Source organism: Gordonia bronchialis DSM 43247 (genome assembly GCF_000024785.1).
GTDB classification, from domain to species: Bacteria; Actinomycetota; Actinomycetes; order Mycobacteriales; family Mycobacteriaceae; genus Gordonia; species Gordonia bronchialis.
This window is the reverse complement of record NC_013441.1, coordinates 2,541,128-2,557,747: the sequence shown is the minus strand read 5'-3', so window position 1 is coordinate 2,557,747 and position 16,620 is coordinate 2,541,128. Positions and strand designations below refer to the sequence as shown.

The 16,620-nt window shown below is 67.0% G+C and carries 13 protein-coding genes; 5 read left to right on the top strand and 8 right to left on the bottom strand.

Annotation, left to right across the window (positions count from 1 at the left end; genetic code table 11):
- Window positions 1-21: 21 nt before the first annotated feature.
- The gene (locus tag GBRO_RS11925) at window positions 22-1,638 is read left to right on the top strand and encodes a GMC oxidoreductase (protein WP_012834195.1); all 1,617 of its coding nucleotides are present in this window, start codon (window positions 22-24) and stop codon (window positions 1,636-1,638) included.
- Window positions 1,639-1,743: 105 nt separating this feature from the next.
- On the top strand, window positions 1,744-3,294 hold the full coding sequence (locus GBRO_RS11920) for an acyl-CoA synthetase (protein WP_012834194.1): 1,551 nt from the start codon (window positions 1,744-1,746) through the stop codon (window positions 3,292-3,294).
- Window positions 3,295-3,402: 108 nt separating this feature from the next.
- Here GBRO_RS11920 and GBRO_RS11915 read toward each other — a convergent pair whose 3' ends face one another.
- On the bottom strand, window positions 3,403-5,031 hold the full coding sequence (locus GBRO_RS11915; RefSeq protein WP_012834193.1) for an ABC-F family ATP-binding cassette domain-containing protein: 1,629 nt from the start codon (window positions 5,029-5,031) through the stop codon (window positions 3,403-3,405).
- A gap of 88 nt (window positions 5,032-5,119) precedes the next feature.
- Between GBRO_RS11915 and GBRO_RS11910 the strand changes: the two genes are divergently transcribed.
- The 3 genes from GBRO_RS11910 to GBRO_RS11900 are packed head-to-tail and all read left to right on the top strand — an operon-like array spanning window position 5,120 to window position 8,184.
- Entirely contained in the window at window positions 5,120-5,914 is a 795-nt protein-coding gene (locus GBRO_RS11910) for an SDR family oxidoreductase (RefSeq protein WP_012834192.1), read from the top strand.
- Window positions 5,915-5,925: 11 nt separating this feature from the next.
- Window positions 5,926-7,050, top strand: coding sequence for a lycopene cyclase family protein (locus tag GBRO_RS11905; protein ID WP_012834191.1), 1,125 nt, complete (start codon window positions 5,926-5,928; stop codon window positions 7,048-7,050).
- Window positions 7,051-7,092: 42 nt separating this feature from the next.
- A complete protein-coding gene (locus GBRO_RS11900; RefSeq protein WP_012834190.1) occupies window positions 7,093-8,184 on the top strand; it encodes an IS630 family transposase in 1,092 nt (363 codons plus the stop codon).
- Between the two features lie 10 nt (window positions 8,185-8,194).
- Here GBRO_RS11900 and GBRO_RS11895 read toward each other — a convergent pair whose 3' ends face one another.
- The 7 genes from GBRO_RS11895 to GBRO_RS11865 all read right to left on the bottom strand — a co-directional run bounded on the left by GBRO_RS11895 (window position 8,195) and on the right by GBRO_RS11865 (window position 16,600).
- Window positions 8,195-10,753 (bottom strand): polynucleotide kinase-phosphatase, encoded by a 2,559-nt coding sequence (locus GBRO_RS11895; RefSeq protein WP_012834189.1) that lies wholly within the window; start codon window positions 10,751-10,753, stop codon window positions 8,195-8,197.
- On the bottom strand, window positions 10,750-12,078 hold the full coding sequence (locus GBRO_RS11890; protein ID WP_012834188.1) for a 3' terminal RNA ribose 2'-O-methyltransferase Hen1: 1,329 nt from the start codon (window positions 12,076-12,078) through the stop codon (window positions 10,750-10,752). The genes GBRO_RS11895 and GBRO_RS11890 overlap by 4 nt, the downstream gene beginning before the upstream one ends.
- Window positions 12,079-12,144: 66 nt before the next feature.
- Entirely contained in the window at window positions 12,145-13,578 is a 1,434-nt protein-coding gene (locus GBRO_RS11885) for an NAD(P)/FAD-dependent oxidoreductase (RefSeq protein ID WP_012834187.1), read from the bottom strand.
- A gap of 54 nt (window positions 13,579-13,632) precedes the next feature.
- On the bottom strand, window positions 13,633-14,070 hold the full coding sequence (locus GBRO_RS11880; RefSeq protein WP_041920454.1) for a DnaJ family domain-containing protein: 438 nt from the start codon (window positions 14,068-14,070) through the stop codon (window positions 13,633-13,635).
- A gap of 377 nt (window positions 14,071-14,447) precedes the next feature.
- Window positions 14,448-14,852 carry a metal-sulfur cluster assembly factor gene (locus GBRO_RS11875; RefSeq protein WP_012834185.1) on the bottom strand — a complete coding sequence of 135 codons (405 nt, stop codon included), beginning with the start codon at window positions 14,850-14,852 and terminating at the stop codon, window positions 14,448-14,450.
- The gene (gene sufU, locus GBRO_RS11870; RefSeq protein ID WP_012834184.1) at window positions 14,849-15,313 is read right to left on the bottom strand and encodes a Fe-S cluster assembly sulfur transfer protein SufU; all 465 of its coding nucleotides are present in this window, start codon (window positions 15,311-15,313) and stop codon (window positions 14,849-14,851) included. The genes GBRO_RS11875 and sufU overlap by 4 nt, the downstream gene beginning before the upstream one ends.
- A gap of 6 nt (window positions 15,314-15,319) precedes the next feature.
- A complete protein-coding gene (locus tag GBRO_RS11865) occupies window positions 15,320-16,600 on the bottom strand; it encodes a SufS family cysteine desulfurase (RefSeq protein WP_012834183.1) in 1,281 nt (426 codons plus the stop codon).
- Window positions 16,601-16,620 lie beyond the last annotated feature (20 nt).

Sequence of the window (16,620 nt, the reverse complement as noted above, 5' to 3'; positions counted from 1 at the left end):
CATAGGCTACGGTCACGTCTCGTGAAACGAGACATTTCCACCCAAGGCGTCTCTCGCCGTTCCGTTCTGGTCGGCGCCGCCGGCCTCGGTGCCCTCGGCGCGCTGGACGCCGCCGTCGCACCCCGGGCGCACGCCACGCCGGCACCGGGTCCCAGCGCGATCGTCATCGGCAGCGGGTTCGGCGGTGCGGTCGCGGCGCTGCGTCTCGGCCGGGCCGGGATCTCCACCACCGTTCTCGAACGCGGTCGGCGCTGGCCGATCCGCCCGGACGGCAACACCTTTGCCACGTTCACCTCCCCGGACCGGCGCGCGGCCTGGTTCAGCGACACGGTCGGACTGACCGGCACGATCGGCATCCCGGTCACGCGGTACCCGGGCATCCTCGACCGCATCAAGGGAAACGGCATCGACGCGGTGTACGGCGCCGGAGTCGGTGGCGGTTCGCTGGCCTTCGGCGCCTTCACACCCGTACCCCGCCGCGTCGACTTCGAGCACGTCTTCCCCGGGGGCGCCGACTACGACGAACTGGTACGCACGTACTACCCGCGCGCAAAGAAGATGCTCGGCGCGTCGCCCCTGCCGGCCGACATCATGGCGCATCCGCGTTACGTGGGCACCCGCTCCTGGCGGGCCACCGTCCGCCGTTACGGCAAAGAGCCTGTCAGCTTCGACTACGCCATCAACTGGGACGTGGTCCGCGACGAGCTGGCCGGGCGCATCAAGCCCGCCATCATCACCGGTGAACTCGGCTTCGGCGTCAACAGCGGTGCCAAGAACTCCGTGGACCACAACTACCTGCCGGCCGCCGAGGCCACCGGCCACGTCACGATCAAACCCATGCACGAGGTCTTCGAGATCCGTCCGCGAGAACGTCGCCGAGGATTCGTCGTGTCCGCGCGCGTCATCGACGAGAACCACCGCACAGTCCAAGTGGTGACCCTCGAAGCCGACTATCTGTTCCTCGCGGCCGGCTCCTTCCACACCACCCGGATGCTGGTGGAGGCGAGGGCAAAGGGCACCTTGCCCCGGCTCTCACCCCGCATCGGCGACGGCTTCGGCGCCAACGGTGACTTCCTCACCGCCCGGACCGCACTCTCCGACGACTACGGTGCCGTGCAGGGCGGGCCCGGGTTCGGCCGGGTCTACGAGGACGATATGCCCGGCGGACCGGTATCGATGGTCTATCACTCCACACCGGTGCCCGCACCACTCGGAAAGACGTTGACCACCAACCTCATCCAGGCGCATACCGAGGAGCGAGGCACCATTGACTACGATCACGCGACCCGTTCGGCAGTCATCAACTACCCCCACCCGGAGGGCAACGATCTCGACCGCCGCGGCGCGGCGTTCGCCGAGCGGTTCCGGCAGCGCGCGGAGATCCGGCACGGACGTACCACGAGCGGCGTGCCCGTCTATTCGCGGGCGGCCGGCTTCGGGTCGGCGAGCACGTATCACGGCCTGGGTGGGGTGGTGATGAACCGCGCGGCGACGATGGACGGCGCGGTGCGCGGCTACGAGAACCTGTACGTCGTCGACGGCTCGTTCGTGCCGGGCGCGGTGGGACTGGTGAACCCGGCGCTGACCATCACCGCACTCGCCGAACGGACGATGGAACGGTTCCTGGCGCGGCGTTGAACCGATAGTCAATAATCGTTCCATCGGCTAGCCGGAAACGCCGGTGCCGAATGATCGCTCGGTATAAGGTCGGCGGGGTAGTTCATCCAAGCACGAGGAGTTGCGTTGTTCCCAGGAAATTTCGTCGCCACCACCCCCGACAAGCCGGCCGTCATCGCGGCTGCCACCGGCGAGCAGGTCACCTACGCGCAACTCGACGACAACTCCACGCGACTGGCCAATCACCTCGAGTCGCTGGGACTGGCACCGGGTGACTGTATTGCGGTGGTGTCCGCGAACGACCTGCGGATTTTCGACGTGTACTGGGCCGCACTGCGCAGCGGCCTCTACGTCACCGCGGTCAATCATCACCTGACCGCCGCCGAGACCAACTACATTCTTGGCGACTGCAACGCCAAGGTGCTCTTCGCCGGGGCCTCGGTGGCCGACGCGGTCGCCGCCTCCGGGGAGATCGACGTGCTCGCCCGGCCCGGACATCGCATCGTCTGGGGCGGCACCCTCGACGGCTTCGAGGACTACGACGCGATCCTGGCGTCGGCCTCGCCGGAACCACGGACCGATCAGCCGCGGGGCACCGACATGCTCTACTCCTCGGGCACCACCGGGCGGCCCAAGGGCATCAAGACCCCGATGCCCGAGGGTCAGGTCAACGAGGTGCCGGACGCCTACACCGCGATCTTCGCGCCGATGTACGGCTTCGACGACTCGACCGTCTACCTCTCCCCCGCCCCGCTCTATCATGCTGCGCCGCTGCGGTATTGCGGGGTCACCAACTCCGTGGGCGGGACGGTTGTCTTCCTGGATCGCTTCGAGCCCGAGGCGGCCCTGGCCGCGATCGAGAAGTACCACGTCACCCACAGTCAGTGGGTGCCCACCATGTTCATCCGGATGCTCAAACTGCCCGCCGAGATCCGCGACAAGTACGACGTGAGCAGCATGAAGCTGGCCGTCCACGCCGCCGCTCCCTGCCCGGTGGAGGTCAAGCGCGCGATGATCGACTGGTGGGGTCCGGTCATTCACGAGTACTACGCGTCCACTGAGGCCGCCGGTGCCACCTTCATCGGGCCGCAGGAAGCACTCGACCACCCCGGTTCGGTCGGCAAACCGCTCCTCGGCGTCATCCACGTCTGCGACGAGGACGGTGCCGAACTCCCGACCGGCGAAGTGGGACAGGTGTACTTCGAGCGCGACGCGGTGCCCTTCCAGTACCACAACGATCCCGAGAAGACCCGTAAGTCCCAGCACCCGGAGCATGAAAACTGGTCCACCACAGGCGATGTCGGCTACGTCGACGACGAGGGCTACTTGTACCTCACCGATCGCAAGGCCTTCATGATCATCTCCGGCGGCGTCAACATCTATCCCCAGGAAGCCGAGAACGTCCTCATCAACCATCCCGCTGTGTTCGATGTCGCGGTGATCGGCGTGCCCGACCCCGATCTGGGCGAGGTCGCCAAGGCGTGCGTGCAACTCTCCGAGGGATACCTGCCGTCGGATGAACTCGCCGACGAGCTGATTTCGTTCACGAAGGATTCGATTGCCGCCTACAAGGCGCCACGATCGGTCGACTTCGTCGACGACCTTCCTCGGACACCCACCGGAAAGCTCGTGAAAGGTCAACTGCGCAAGCGCTATTGGCCGGCCGCCACGGTCTGACATCGGAGCAGGATAGGCTCCCGGCGTGGACGAGAACCCCGCGATCTCGTTGTCGGGAGCCGCCGGCGTCGACGGTGCCCGACCTGGCGCGTCAATGCATCCGCGCTGTCAGGCCAACTCGATGAGTTCCTGGTACTCGTCGGACCAGTGATCCTCGGTCCCGTCGGGCAGCAGGATCACCCGCTGCGGGTCGAGGGCGGCCGCGGCACCCGGGTCGTGGGTGACGAGCACGACCGCACCGGTGTAGCTGCGGAGTGCGTCGAGGACCTGCTCGCGGGAGATGGGATCGAGGTTGTTGGTCGGCTCGTCGAGCAGCAGCACATTCGCGGCCGACGAGACCAGACCGGCGAGCGCGAGACGGGTCTTCTCACCACCGGACAGGGTGCCGGCCGGCTGATCGAGTTGCGGGCCGGTGAACATGAAGGCACCGAGCAGACCACGCAGATCCTGCTCCCCCGCGTCCGGCGCGGCATGGCGAATGTTCTCCCACACCGACGCCATGTCGTCGAGCGTGTCGTGTTCCTGCGCGAAGTACCCGATCTTGAGCCCGTATCCGGGTTCCATCGAGCCGGTGTCCGGTTTCTCCACGCCGGCAAGCAGTTTCAGCAACGTGGTCTTACCCGCGCCGTTGAGGCCGAGCACCACCACCCGGCTGCCCTTGTCGATGGCGAGATCGACGCCGGTGAAGATCTCCAGCGATCCGTAACTCTTGGAGAGCCCGGAGGCCATCAGTGGCGTCTTGCCGCAGGTGGCCGGGTCGGGGAACCGGATGCGGGCCGTGCGGTCGGCCACCCGCTCCTCGTCGAGTGAGCTGAGCATGCGGTCGGCACGTTTGAGCATATTCTGTGCGGCGGTCGCCTTGGTGGCCTTGGCCCCGAGTTTGGCGGCCTGCGCCCGCAACGCCGACGCCTTCTTCTCCGCGTTCGCGCGTTCGCGCCGACGACGCTGCTCATCGGTGGCCCGCGCGTCGAGATAGCGCTGCCAGCCCATGTTGTAGACGTCGGCCTCGCCGCGCACCGCGTCGAGGAACCAGACCCGATTGACCACGTCGGCGAGCAGATCGACGTCGTGGCTGATCACGACAAGTCCGCCCTCGTGGTTCTGCAGGAAGCCGCGCAGCCAGGTGATCGAGTCGGCGTCGAGGTGGTTGGTCGGTTCGTCGAGCAGCAGCGTCGTGTCGGATTTCCCGGAGTCGTCGGATGCGGCGAACAGGATGCGCGCCAACTCGATTCGACGACGCTGCCCGCCGGACAGGGTACGCAGCGCCTGCCCGAGTACCCGGTCCGGCAGACCGAGACTGTGGCAGATGCGGGCGGCGTCGGATTCGGCGACGTATCCGCCGAGCGCGGCGAAACGCTCCTCGAGGCGCCCGTATTTGGCGACAGCCTTGTCGCGGGCGCGGTCATCGGCCGCCTCGGCCATCTGCGCCTGCTGCTTCTCCATGTCGCGCAGGATGGCGTCGAGGCCGCGCGCGGAGAGCACCCGGTCCTTGGCCAGGACGTCGAGATCGCCCTCCTTGGGGTCCTGGGGGAGATACCCGATCTCACCGCTGCTGCGGATCGCGCCGCCATAGGGTTCGGTCTCCCCGGCCAGGATGCGCAAGGTGGTGGTCTTGCCGGCACCGTTGCGGCCGACGAGGCCGATCCGGTCGCCGGGCTGAATACGCAACGCGTCGCCGGGCGCCGACAACAGGGTCCGAGCACCCGCTCGAACTTCCAGGTCGGTCGCGGTGATCACGACGAGACAGTCTACCGGGGCTCCTCAGCCCCCCTTTTCCACCCGGAGTCGATCGGTGGCGGGCGGGCGAACAGATACGGTTGCAGACGTGACGCACTCCACATCCATCCCGAGCACATCCGACCTGACCGGCAAGTCCGCCCTGGTGACCGGCGCCAGCCGCGGAATCGGTCTCGGTATCGCCACCGAACTGGCACGACGCGGGGCCTCCGTGGTCATCACGAGTCGCAAGCCAGAGCCGCTGGCCGCCGCGGCCGACGAGATCCGCGCGGCCGTTCCCGATGCGAAAGTGACCGCCTGCCCGGGCAACACCGGTGACGAAACTCACCGCTCCGAAGCCGTCGCGGCCACCGTCGAGCTGGGTGGGGCGATCGACATCCTGGTCAACAACACCGGCATCAATCCGCTGTTCGGTCCGCTGATGGATGCCGACCTCGGCGCGTTCCGCAAGATCTTCGACACCAATGTGGTCGCCGGTCTCGGGTTCATCCAGGAGGCCTTCCGGGCCGGGATGTCGCAGCGCGGCGGGGCCGTGGTGAACATCGCCTCGGTCGCCGGACTGCGGTCGTCCGGTGTGATCGCCGCCTACGGCGCCTCCAAGGCGGCGATGATCCGGCTGACCTCCGAACTCGCGTGGGAGCTCGGCAAGAACAACATCCGGGTCAACGCCATCGCCCCGGCCATCGTGCGCACCCGGTTCGCCAAGGACCTCATCGCCGGCGAGAACGAGGCCCGCGCGATCAAGGGGTATCCGCTGGGCCGGCTGGGCGAGACCGAGGACATCGCCCGGGCGGCGGCGTTCCTGGTGAGCGACGAATCGGCATGGATCACCGGTCAGACCCTCGCCGTCGACGGCGGGTTGCTCTCGACCGGCACCATGTAGTAGATCCCCGCATGCCGGATGTGATCGTGGTCGGGGCCGGCCCGGCCGGCCGTGCCCTGACCCACCGGTTGCTCGCGCGGGACGTCACCGTCACGCTCGTCGACCCGGCCCCCGACCGGCCGTGGCGCTCGACATACGCCTGCTGGGCCGACGAAATACCCGACTGGCTGGACACCGACCGCACCATCGCCGCGTCGGTGTCCACGGTGGCTGTCTGGGGCCGCCGCCACCACACGGTGACACGGCCGTACTCGGTATTCGATACCGCCGCGCTACAACGGTGTCTGTCCGTCGACGACGCATTCGTGGTCGCTGCGCGCGCGGGATCGATCACCCCGACGACGATCCGGCTCGACGACGGCACGTCGATGACCGCCGCTGCGGTCATCGACGCACGCGGCAGCGTCGGGGCCGGTCCACGTCAGACCGCGTGGGGTGTCGTCGTGCCGCGCTCCGCCGCCCGGCCCGCTCTCGGGGAGCACGAGGCCGTCCTGATGGACTGGCGCGACCACCATCAGGTCGGCGGTGACGAACTCGGCGCCACGCCGTCGTTCCTGTACGCCGTACCGCTCGACGCCGACCGTGTCCTTCTCGAAGAGACCTGTCTCGCAGGCGATCCCGCCATCGAAGTGGCCGCCCTGCGGGAGCGGCTGGGTCGCCGGCTCGCCGCGATCGGTGTCGATGCGGCGGCAGTCACCGGCACCGAGGCGGTGTCGTTCCGGCTGACCGGCGTTTTGGGTGCCCCCTGGCGACATGCTCCCCCACTGTTCGGTGCACGCGCCGGGATCATGCATCCGGCCACCGGCTACAGCGTCGCCGCCGCGCTGGCCGCCGCCGACCCGCTGGCGAGGGAACTAGCGGCCGGCGGCGACCCGAATCGACAGTTGTGGCCAACCCGGGCCCGCATCGTTCATCGCCTTCGGCAGGTCGGGCTGCGCGCACTGCTCGACTTCGACGCGCCGGCCACCGTCGACTTCTTCGACACCTTCTTCGACCTGCCCACCCACCGTCAGCGCACCTACCTGTCCGACCGCACCGACGCGGCCGCCCTGAGCGCGACCATGGCCGCATTGTTCGCCGCATGCGACAACCGGACCCGGCGGCGGCTGGCGCGCGCGGTGCTCACCCCGCGCTAGTGTCCTGAGTCATTAATTTCCGTTCGGTTGTTAGGCTAGGGAATGGCAACCCGGGGTCCGCGAGCAGTGGATATTGTTCTGACCGATGACGAGCGCCGTGAGCTCGAAGGGTGGGCGCGTCGGCGAACGACGGCCTCGGGTTTGGCGATGCGCTCACGAATCGTTCTCGCTGCCGCTGATGGCGGGTCGAATACCGAAGTGGCACAACGACTCGGCCTCAACCGAGGTACCGTGCGGCGATGGCGAGGCCGGTTCGTCGAGCACCGCTGCGAGGGGTTGCTCGACGAACCCCGGCCCGGGCGACCTCGAACCGTCGGCGACGAGCAGATCAAAGACCTGATCACCGCAACTCTCGAGACCACTCCGAAGAATGCGACACACTGGTCGACGCGGGCGATGGCTGAGCATCTCGACATGTCGCAGTCAACTGTTTCGCGTGTATGGAGAGCGTTCGGATTGGCTCCACACAAACAGGATTCGTGGAAGCTGTCGAAAGATCCCATGTTCACCGAGAAGGTCCGCGACGTCGTCGGGCTCTACATGAACCCACCCGAACGTGCCCTGGTGCTCTGCGTTGACGAGAAGACCCAGATCCAAGCGCTCGATCGCACCCAGCCGATCTTTCCCATGCTCCCGGGCACCCCGCAACGGGCCAGCCACGACTACGTGCGCAACGGCACCTCCAGCCTGTACGCGGCGTTGGACATCGCGTCGGGCAAAGTCATCGGTTCGCTTCACTCACGGCATCGCGCAACGGAATTCATCGGATTCCTCCGCAAGATCGACGCCGAGGTGCCCGACGAGCTCGACGTCCACCTGGTCATGGACAACGCCTCTACCCACAAGACGCCCGCGGTCAAACGATGGCTGACCTCGCACCCACGATTCGTTGTCCACTTCACCCCGACGAGCTCATCCTGGATGAACCTCGTCGAACGCTGGTTCGCCGAACTGACCACCAAGAAGCTCCAACGCTCCACCCACCGCACCGTGAGAGCGCTCAACGCCGACATCAGAGCATGGATCGAGACCTGGAACGACAACCCCCGCCCCTACGTGTGGGTCAAGACCGCTGACCAGATCCTCGACTCCATCGCCCACTACTGCACACGAATTAATGACTCAGAACACTAGACACCAAGCCTCATAGCCGGGAGTCCACCTTCTCGGTCTCGAGAGCGAGTACCGCGAACACACACTCGTGCACCTTCCAGAGAGGTGCCCCCCGGGCATGTCGGGCCAAGGCCTCACGCCCGAGCTGATACTCACGCATCGCCATCGAGCGCTTGTGCCGGAGGTCGCGGGAACGCAGGCGATCCAGATCGTCGGTGTAGGACGGCCCGTAGATGATCCGCAGGTATTCCCGACCGCGGACCTTCACGCCGGGCGGCACCAGACCACCCTTGGTGTCCCGCACCAGATTGGCCGCCGGTTTCACCACCATTCCCTCACCGCCGGATGCGGTCAGCTCGGTCCACCAGGCCGCTCCGGCATCCCGCGACCGGCTCGACGAGGTCGACACGTGCATCCGGGCGGTCGGCGCGAACAGCGACGAATCAGCCTCGGCCAGCGCGTCGGCCACCTCGAGATGCCAGGCGTGCGAGCGGTTCTCGAAGGTGGCCGTGGTCTCAGCCCCGCCCGCCGCCAACACCTCGAACGCTGCTATCCGGACATCGGACACCGTCGCCCCGACCTGCACATGATCGAGGTACGAGGCCGTGAACGCGTCGACGTCACGTCTGCGAGCAGCGAGTCGCTCGCTGCGATCACCGAGATCGAGACGGTGACCCACCGCCGCCAGTTCTGCGGCGAGGAGGTCGAGTTCCGCGGTCGCCGCGGCGGCCACGCTCGCGAACCGCTCCCGAACCAGGCCTTCGCCCTTGATGTTCCACGGAAGGATCTCGGCGTCGAGGATCATCCAGGACCACCCGAACCGGTCGAAGACCGATTCGCCGGCGCGTCGTGCGCGCACCAGCATCTCGTCGGTGTCGGCCGATCCGAAGAAGGAACGTCCGGTCCGCGTGTGGATCGCACCCGCACCGGCGACGCCGAAGACCCGGCGGGCCGTGTCGTCGTCGCGGACGACCACCAGGACGGCGCGCGACCCCATGTGCTTGTGCTCACAGATCACGTCCTCGACACCGAGTCCGGCATAGAAGCTGAAGGCGGCTGCCGGATCCTCGAGAAGATCTGCTGACTCGCTACCGACCGGACTCATCGTGGGCGGCAGATACCGGATCCAACGCGGGTCGATCGCGAAGCGGCTCATCACCTCCAGTGCCGGTGCCGCGTTCTCCTCCCGGATGGTCACCGCTGGCCCGAATCCGGTTCGGATGCTGCGCTTTCCGACGACGTCGTCGAGGCGCAGACGCGTCCGCATGCGGGCATCGGCGTCGGAATCGCCGTACCCGGTCACCGTGTCGCTGTGCCAGTACACGCGGTCGGCGGGCACCGCCCGGATCTCGGACTCCGGGTACCGCAGCGCCGTCAGCCGTCCGCCGAAGACACAGCCGGTGTCGATGCACAGCGTGTTGTTCACCCAGGCGACGTCGGTCACCGGGGTGTGTCCGTAGACCACCACCGCGTCGCCGCGGTAGTCACGCGCCCAGTCCAGACGCTCCGGGAATCCCCACCGGTCGGTCCGCCCGGTGGTCTCGCCGTACATCGCCAGGTTGCGTACCCGCCCCGACGACCGACCGTGATAGCGCTGCGCCAGTCCGGCGTGCGCAACCACCAGTCGCCCACCATCCAGGACATAGTGTGAGACAAGACCATCCAGGAACTCGACGACGGCGTCGACGAAGTCATCCGGGCACGCCTCGAGCTGGGCGATCGATTCGGCCAGCCCGTGTGACAGGGTGATCGCCCTGCCCGGACGACCCCCTCGGCGTTGGCGGAGTGCCCGCAGGAGTTTCTCCTCGTGGTTGCCCCGCACGCAGATCGCCTGACCGGCAGCGACCATCGACATCACCAGCGCCAGCACTGCCGGGGTGTCGGGCCCGCGGTCGACGAGGTCGCCCACGAACACCACGCGCCTGCCCTCGGGATGATCATGCACTCCGAGCACCGTTCCACTCGGGTCGGACCTGATCGTCGCGCCCAACTCCTCGAGGAGCTCACACAGTTCACCGAAACAGCCGTGTACGTCGCCGATGATGTCGAACGGGCCATGCTCATCGGTCAGGTCGTTGAACAGCCGGGTCGGGCTGATCGTCACCGTGTCGATCTCGTCAACTCCGTCCAACACGTACACGAATCGGAATCCCTCCTTGCGCAGATTCTTTCCGTGCCGGCGCAGCAAGGTGTGCTGGCGGCGGAGCACGCCGTCGTCGATGTCGTCGCGGTCGGCCGCGCGTTGTCTCAGCTCGGCGAGCGGCACGTCGAGGACGATCGCCACGGCGAAGACGTCGTGTTCCTTGGCGAGCGCGAGCAGACCGGCGCGGTCCTCCGGGCGAAGTGACGTCGCGTCGATCACGGTCAGCAGTCCCCGCCGCAACCGGCGGCCCGCGATGTCGTGGAGGACCTCGAAGGCGTCCGAGGTCGCCGACTGATCCGTCGGGTCATCGGCGAGGATTCCGCGGAAGACATCCGACGACAAGACCTCGCTGTCCCGGAAATGACGGTGCGCGAACGTCGATTTGCCCGCACCGGAAACACCGACGAGCACGACGAGGCACAGTCGTGGGATCTCGATGGCGCTCACGGTGTTTCCTCTGTGGTTGGGTCGATGCGGCGGAGCACGGCAGTCTGAGTGGGTGATCCATGTCCCTTCACCGGCTCCCCGATGGTGCCGAGTTCGACCGCATACCGGTGTTCGGCGGCGACCGCGGCGGCCCACTGCGCGAATTCGGATCTGCTGAACTCGAATCGGTGATCCGGGTGCCGGAAACCGTCGACCCCGTAGACGGAGTTGTGGTCACGATTCGGTGTGGTGACGATGACCGTCTCCGGTTCCATGTCGCCGAAGACGGAGTCGGTGGCCACCGGCAGCCGGTCGGGGTCGATGTGCTCGATGACCTCCATCAGCACCACCGTGTCGAAGCCGCGGCAGCGTGGGTCCCGGTACATCAGCGATGACTGCCACAGGTCCACGGACCGCCATCGCTCCAGCCTGCCGCGCGCGCGGCGCAGCTCCGCGGTGGAGACGTCCACGCCGGCGAGCCGCGTGGCCCCCTCACTGGCGGCCAGGCCGGCAAGGAGCCTGCCCTCTCCACAGCCGACGTCGAGGACCGAACGCGCCCCTGATGCCCGGACCAGGTCGACCACCGCACTCAACCGCTTGCGCGCCAACGACTCCCGGGCCGGTGGATCGGTTGTTTCAGCGACGCCCAGACGGGCGAGCGCGTCGTCGGCGAGCGGCCGGATGCGTTTGAGGCCGGTCTCCACGATCGCGGCGCGCAACGGGTGGGTCGCCAGCCAGCCGGCGCCGAGATGCAACAGCCGCTCGACTTCGGCGTCGGAGACGAAGTAGTGCTTGCTGTCGCTGAGCGCGGGAAGCAGCACGCATAGGTGACGCAGGGCATCGGACACGCGCTGCGTACCGGTCAGGGTGATGGTCGCGTAGTCCGAGTCACCCCACTCCGGCGGTGTGAGAGGTTGCGGAGCGACGCCGAGGGTCCACCCCAGCGGACCGAACAACTCGTCCGGACCGTGCGGGCCACGCACCCTGACAGCCGGGAGCCGCACGGTCAACGGCCACGCCATGTCCGCGAGTTCCGGTCGGGCCGTGCATCGTCCGGCCAGCGCGTCGCCGAAGACCTTCCCGATCGCGACCACGAGTCGCGATGACGCCGCGTACGGGAGGTCGTTGACGTACCGGTCGGAATCCGATGAGCGTTCGGGTGTGACACCGTCGCCGTCGACGTGCAGGACCGCCCGACACCGCTCCGGTGTCGCCTCCGGGTAGAACACCGTCGCCGTCCCCTGCGTGGTGGTGAACTCCTGCACCCGATCGGGATGCTTGTGGAGCAGGTAGCCGAGATCGGTCGCCGGGGTCCCGGCGACGCGATCTGCTTGCAGTGTCAACATCACCGGGCCAGCGTATCGAGACACGCAACCCGATTACCGGGACCACGAGACCTGTCCCCGTTCGTCTCAGGCGGCCGCGTCGTCGCGTCGGCGTTGCTCGAGTTCGTCGATGGCGGTGCGGGCGAACACCTGTTGTTCGGTGATGGCCAACTGATTTCGGCTGCGCGTGGTGAACGAGAACATCCAATCGATCAGCGTCGTGAACCGGTTTCGAAAACCGACGAGATACAACAGGTGCAATACCAACCAGCCGACCCAGGCCCAGAATCCGGCCAGCTCGACGCTCTTCGCGGTCCCGGGTATCGGGATCTTCGCGATCGCGCTGTACCGCGCCACCGTCGCCATCGATCCCTTGTCCCAGTACCTGAACCGCTCTCGGGGCATGGTCGGTTCGCCGGCAAGCCGCATCCGGATCCCTTCCGCAGCATAGGCCGCGGCCTGTATCGCGGCGGGCGCCATCCCGGGAACCCCGTCGATCGAGACCATGTCGCCCACGACGGCGATCTCGGGATGCCCGGGCACCGTGAGGTCGGGTGCGACCTTCACCCGTCCCGCCCGATCGAGCTCGACGTCGGTCTGGGCGGCGAGTTGGCGGCCGAGCGGACTACCCGACACGCCCGCGGACCAGATCTTGCACTGGGCATCGATGCGATGAACACGTCCGTCGGAGTCACGTACGTCGAGCCCGTCGTAGTCCATGTCGACCACCATGGTTTCGAGACGGATCTCGACGCCGGCGCGTTCGAGTCGGTGAGCTGCGCGACGACTGAGCCTGCCGCCGTACGCGGGCAGGATCTCACATGCTGCGTCGATGGGAATCACCCGCGCATCGGTGGGATCGATGGACCGGAAGGCCCCGCGAAGTGTGGTGGAGGCGAGTTCGGCGATTTGACCGGCCATCTCGACTCCGGTTGCTCCGGCGCCCACCACCACGAAGGTCAGCAGCCGAGCCCGTTCCTCGGGGTTGTCGGAGAGTTCGGCTTGTTCGAAGGCGCCGAGAATTCGGCCGCGCAGTTCGAGTGCATCGTCGATGGTCTTCAGGCCGGGTGCGAACTCGGCGAACTCGTCGTGCCCGAAATAGGACTGGTCCGCGCCGGCCGCGACGATCAGGCTGTCATACGCGAACGCGCTGATACGGTCCAGCGAACGCACCGTCACGGTCCCCTCGGCGACATCGATACGTTCGACCGCCCCGAGAACCACCCGAGCATTCTTCTGGGTGCGTAGGACGACGCGGGTCTGGGGCGCGATCTGTCCCTCCGAGATCAGTCCGGTCGCAACCTGATACAGCAACGGCTGAAAAAGATGGTGGCTGGTGCGCGAGATGACGGTGACGTCGACCTCGGCTTTCGCGAGTCGGCGGGCGGCGGTCAATGCACCGAAACCCGACCCGATGATGACGGCGCGACATGGTCCTTTTCGAATACTCGAAGTGGACACCCAGGCGGTCGATGTCGTGAAATTCGCTCCTCGCCGGTTATCCGGCCTCGCCAGTCGCATGTCCAGGCTACAACCCCCGGCGGGGTCCGGCCAATCGATTTCCTCACCCTCGCATCAGCGACGGCGCAGAGCGCGCCAGTCCTCGATCATCTCCTCGACGTCGACGGTGCGGGCCACGAGGTGCGACGCCGGCCCCATCGTCGGGCGCAACCGGTCCTGCTTCACCCGCCGGTTGAAATCCTCCAGGATGGTGCGCACCGCCGTCTCGTCGGCGATGTCGCGCAGCGACCCAGGGAATCCGTCGCGCTCCTTGCGGAGTTGCAGGGTCGGCGGCAGCAGCGCCGACGAATCGAGGTCCTCGTCTTTGATCTTCTGCTTCGCCCACCAGTCCGGGTCATCAAGACCCTTGAGGTTCAACGGCTTTCCCATACCAGGCAGATTGTCGAAATCGCCACGCTCGGTAGCCTCGCGGATCATCATCTCCACTCGCGACTCCCCCACCGGCGGACGCCATCGGCGTACCCGGCGGAAGTGTCGATCATGCTCGACCATGACGTCCAGGGTGCCCGCGCACGCGCCGAGCGGCAACCCGCTGAGTGGTAGCCACCGCTGCTCGTCGAGTGGTACCTCAGCTAGTTGGCTGGCACCTCCCAGCTGGTTGAGCCAGCACCTCTCAGCTGGTTGAGCCAGCACCTCTCAGCTGGTGAGCCGGCACCTCTCAGCTGGTTGAGCCGGCACGGACGAGCCTGCGAGTCCGAGCCGCGTCGAAACCACTGGTGACTCGACTATGTCGGCCCCCCGGCGAACACAAGGTAGTGGTCACGAACTACGTTGTCTCACCATTGGTTTCGAGACGGCTCGGCTCGATACGATCGCCGTGCCGGCTCAACCGGCTGACAGGGCGGCTCAACCAGCCAAAATACGAGCAGTTAGACCGTGAACCCCAACGCGCGCAACTGGTCTCGGCCGTCGTCGGTGATCTTGTCCGGCCCCCACGGCGGCAGCCACACCCAGTTGATCTCCAGGTCGGTGCACAGGCCGCTGTTGACCAGGGCACCACGCGACTGATCTTCGATGACGTCGGTCAACGGGCAGGCCGCAGACGTCAGCGTCATGTCGATCTTGGCGACCGCGTCGTCGGTGACCTCGATGCCGTAGACCAGGCCGAGGTCGACGACGTTGATGCCGAGTTCGGGGTCGACGACGTCACGCATCGCCTCTTCGACATCGTCGACTGCCGGCAGCGAGGTGGCCGGCCCGGTCGGCGACCCGGAGGGGCTGGTGTCGGTCACAGGTGCATCAGTGGCGGGTGTTTCGGTGGTGTTCTCTGTCATGCTGACTCCGCGTCCGTCTGGTTGTCGATGGTCTGTGCGAGTGCGTCCTTGAACGCCATCCAGCCGAGCAGCGCGCACTTGACGCGCGCGGGGTACTTGCTCACCCCGGCCAAAGCTATGCCGTCGCCGAGGATCTCCTCGTCGCCCTCGTCCTTACCCCGCGAGGTCATCATCGCGTTGAACGCCGTCAGCGTCGCCATCGCGTGATCCACACTCGCACCGACCAGTTGGTCGTGGAGCACCGACGTCGAGGCCTGCGAGATCGAACAGCCCTGCCCGTCGTAGGAGATATCGGTGACCGTCTGCCCGTCGTCGGAGACCGCCACCCGCAGGGTGACCTCGTCACCGCATGTCGGGTTGACGTGATGGACCTCGGCGCCGAAGGGCTCGCGCAGACCCCGCCCGTGCGGGTGCTTGTAGTGATCCAGGATGACGTCCTGGTACATCTGTTCCATTCGCATCCGAGTTCACCTCACCCCGAAGAACTTTTGCGCGGTGACGATGGCGTCGGCCAGCGCGTCCACCTCGGCGAGGGTGTTGTAGGCCGCGAAAGACGCACGGGCGCTTGCCGCGATCCCGAACCGCCGATGCAGCGGCCAGGCGCAGTGGTGTCCGACGCGAATGGCGACACCCTCGTCGTCGAGGATCTGCCCGAGGTCGTGGGCGTGGATACCGTCGACGACGAAGGACACTGCGCCACCGCGATTCTCGGTGGTGTCGGGTCCGATGATCCGCAGACCTTCGATCTGCGTCAGCCGGGTCAGCGCGCGATCGACGAGGGCGTGTTCGTGTTCGGCGACCGCACTCATGCCGATCTGCTGCAGGTAACGCACGGCGGCACCGAGACCGACGGCCTGTGAGGTCATCGGCACCCCGGCCTCGAACCGTTGCGGCGGCGGCGCGTACGTCGAGAGTTCCATGGTGACGGTCTCGATCATCGAGCCGCCGGTGATGAACGGCGGCAAGGACTCCAGCAGTTCCGCCCGCCCGTAGAGCGCACCGACGCCCGACGGCCCGAACATCTTGTGCCCGGAGAACGCCGCGAAATCCACGTCGAGTGCCCGGAAGTCGACCGGCATGTGCGGCACCGACTGGCAGGCATCGAGAACGACGAGCGCCCCGACCGCGCGGGCACGACGAACGAGTTCGTCGACGTCGGCGACGGCGCCGGTGACATTCGACTGATGGGTGAAGGCGACCACCTTCACGGTGTCGTCGAGTTCCAGCGAATCGAGGTCGATTCGCCCCTCGTCGGTGACGCCGTACCAGCGCAGGGTCGCACCGGTACGCCGGCAGAGTTCCTGCCACGGAACGAGATTCGCGTGATGCTCGAGTTCGGTGATGACGACGGTGTCGCCCGCCCCGAGCGGGCGGCCGCCGAAGACGTCCGCACTGCGGTCGTCGCCGAGGGTGTAGGTCACCAGATTGAGCGCCTCGGTGGCGTTCTTGGTGAAGACCAGCTCGTCGGCGGTGACACCGACGAATCCAGCGATCACCTCACGTGCGTCCTCGTAGGCGTCGGTGGCCTCTTCGGCCAGCTGGTGAGCGCCCCGATGGACGGCCGCGTTGTGCCGGGTGAGGAACTCACGTTCGGCGTCGAGCACCTGCACCGGGCGCTGCGAGGTCGCACCGGAGTCGAGATACACCAGCGGTTTCGAGTCGCGCACGGTGCGCGCGAGGACCGGGAAGTCGGCCCGCAGCGACTCGACGTCGACGCCCGGCGCAGCAGTCTGTGTGGAGAGAGACATCTCGCCTCCTTCGCTTGGTG

What these genes read in the sequence shown, in the direction of transcription:
- GBRO_RS11890 (WP_012834188.1), bottom strand. Translation starts at nt 12,078, where the DNA reads ATGTTGACACTGCAAGCAGATCGCGTCGCCGGGACCCCGGCGACCGAT.
- GBRO_RS11865 (WP_012834183.1), bottom strand. Translation starts at nt 16,600, where the DNA reads ATGTCTCTCTCCACACAGACTGCTGCGCCGGGCGTCGACGTCGAGTCG.
- GBRO_RS11875 (WP_012834185.1), bottom strand. Translation starts at nt 14,852, where the DNA reads ATGACAGAGAACACCACCGAAACACCCGCCACTGATGCACCTGTGACC.
- GBRO_RS11885 (WP_012834187.1), bottom strand. Translation starts at nt 13,578, where the DNA reads ATGCGACTGGCGAGGCCGGATAACCGGCGAGGAGCGAATTTCACGACA.
- GBRO_RS11880 (WP_041920454.1), bottom strand. Translation starts at nt 14,070, where the DNA reads ATGGTCGAGCATGATCGACACTTCCGCCGGGTACGCCGATGGCGTCCG.
- GBRO_RS11900 (WP_012834190.1), top strand. Translation starts at nt 7,093, where the DNA reads ATGGCAACCCGGGGTCCGCGAGCAGTGGATATTGTTCTGACCGATGAC.
- GBRO_RS11905 (WP_012834191.1), top strand. Translation starts at nt 5,926, where the DNA reads ATGCCGGATGTGATCGTGGTCGGGGCCGGCCCGGCCGGCCGTGCCCTG.
- sufU (WP_012834184.1), bottom strand. Translation starts at nt 15,313, where the DNA reads ATGCGAATGGAACAGATGTACCAGGACGTCATCCTGGATCACTACAAG.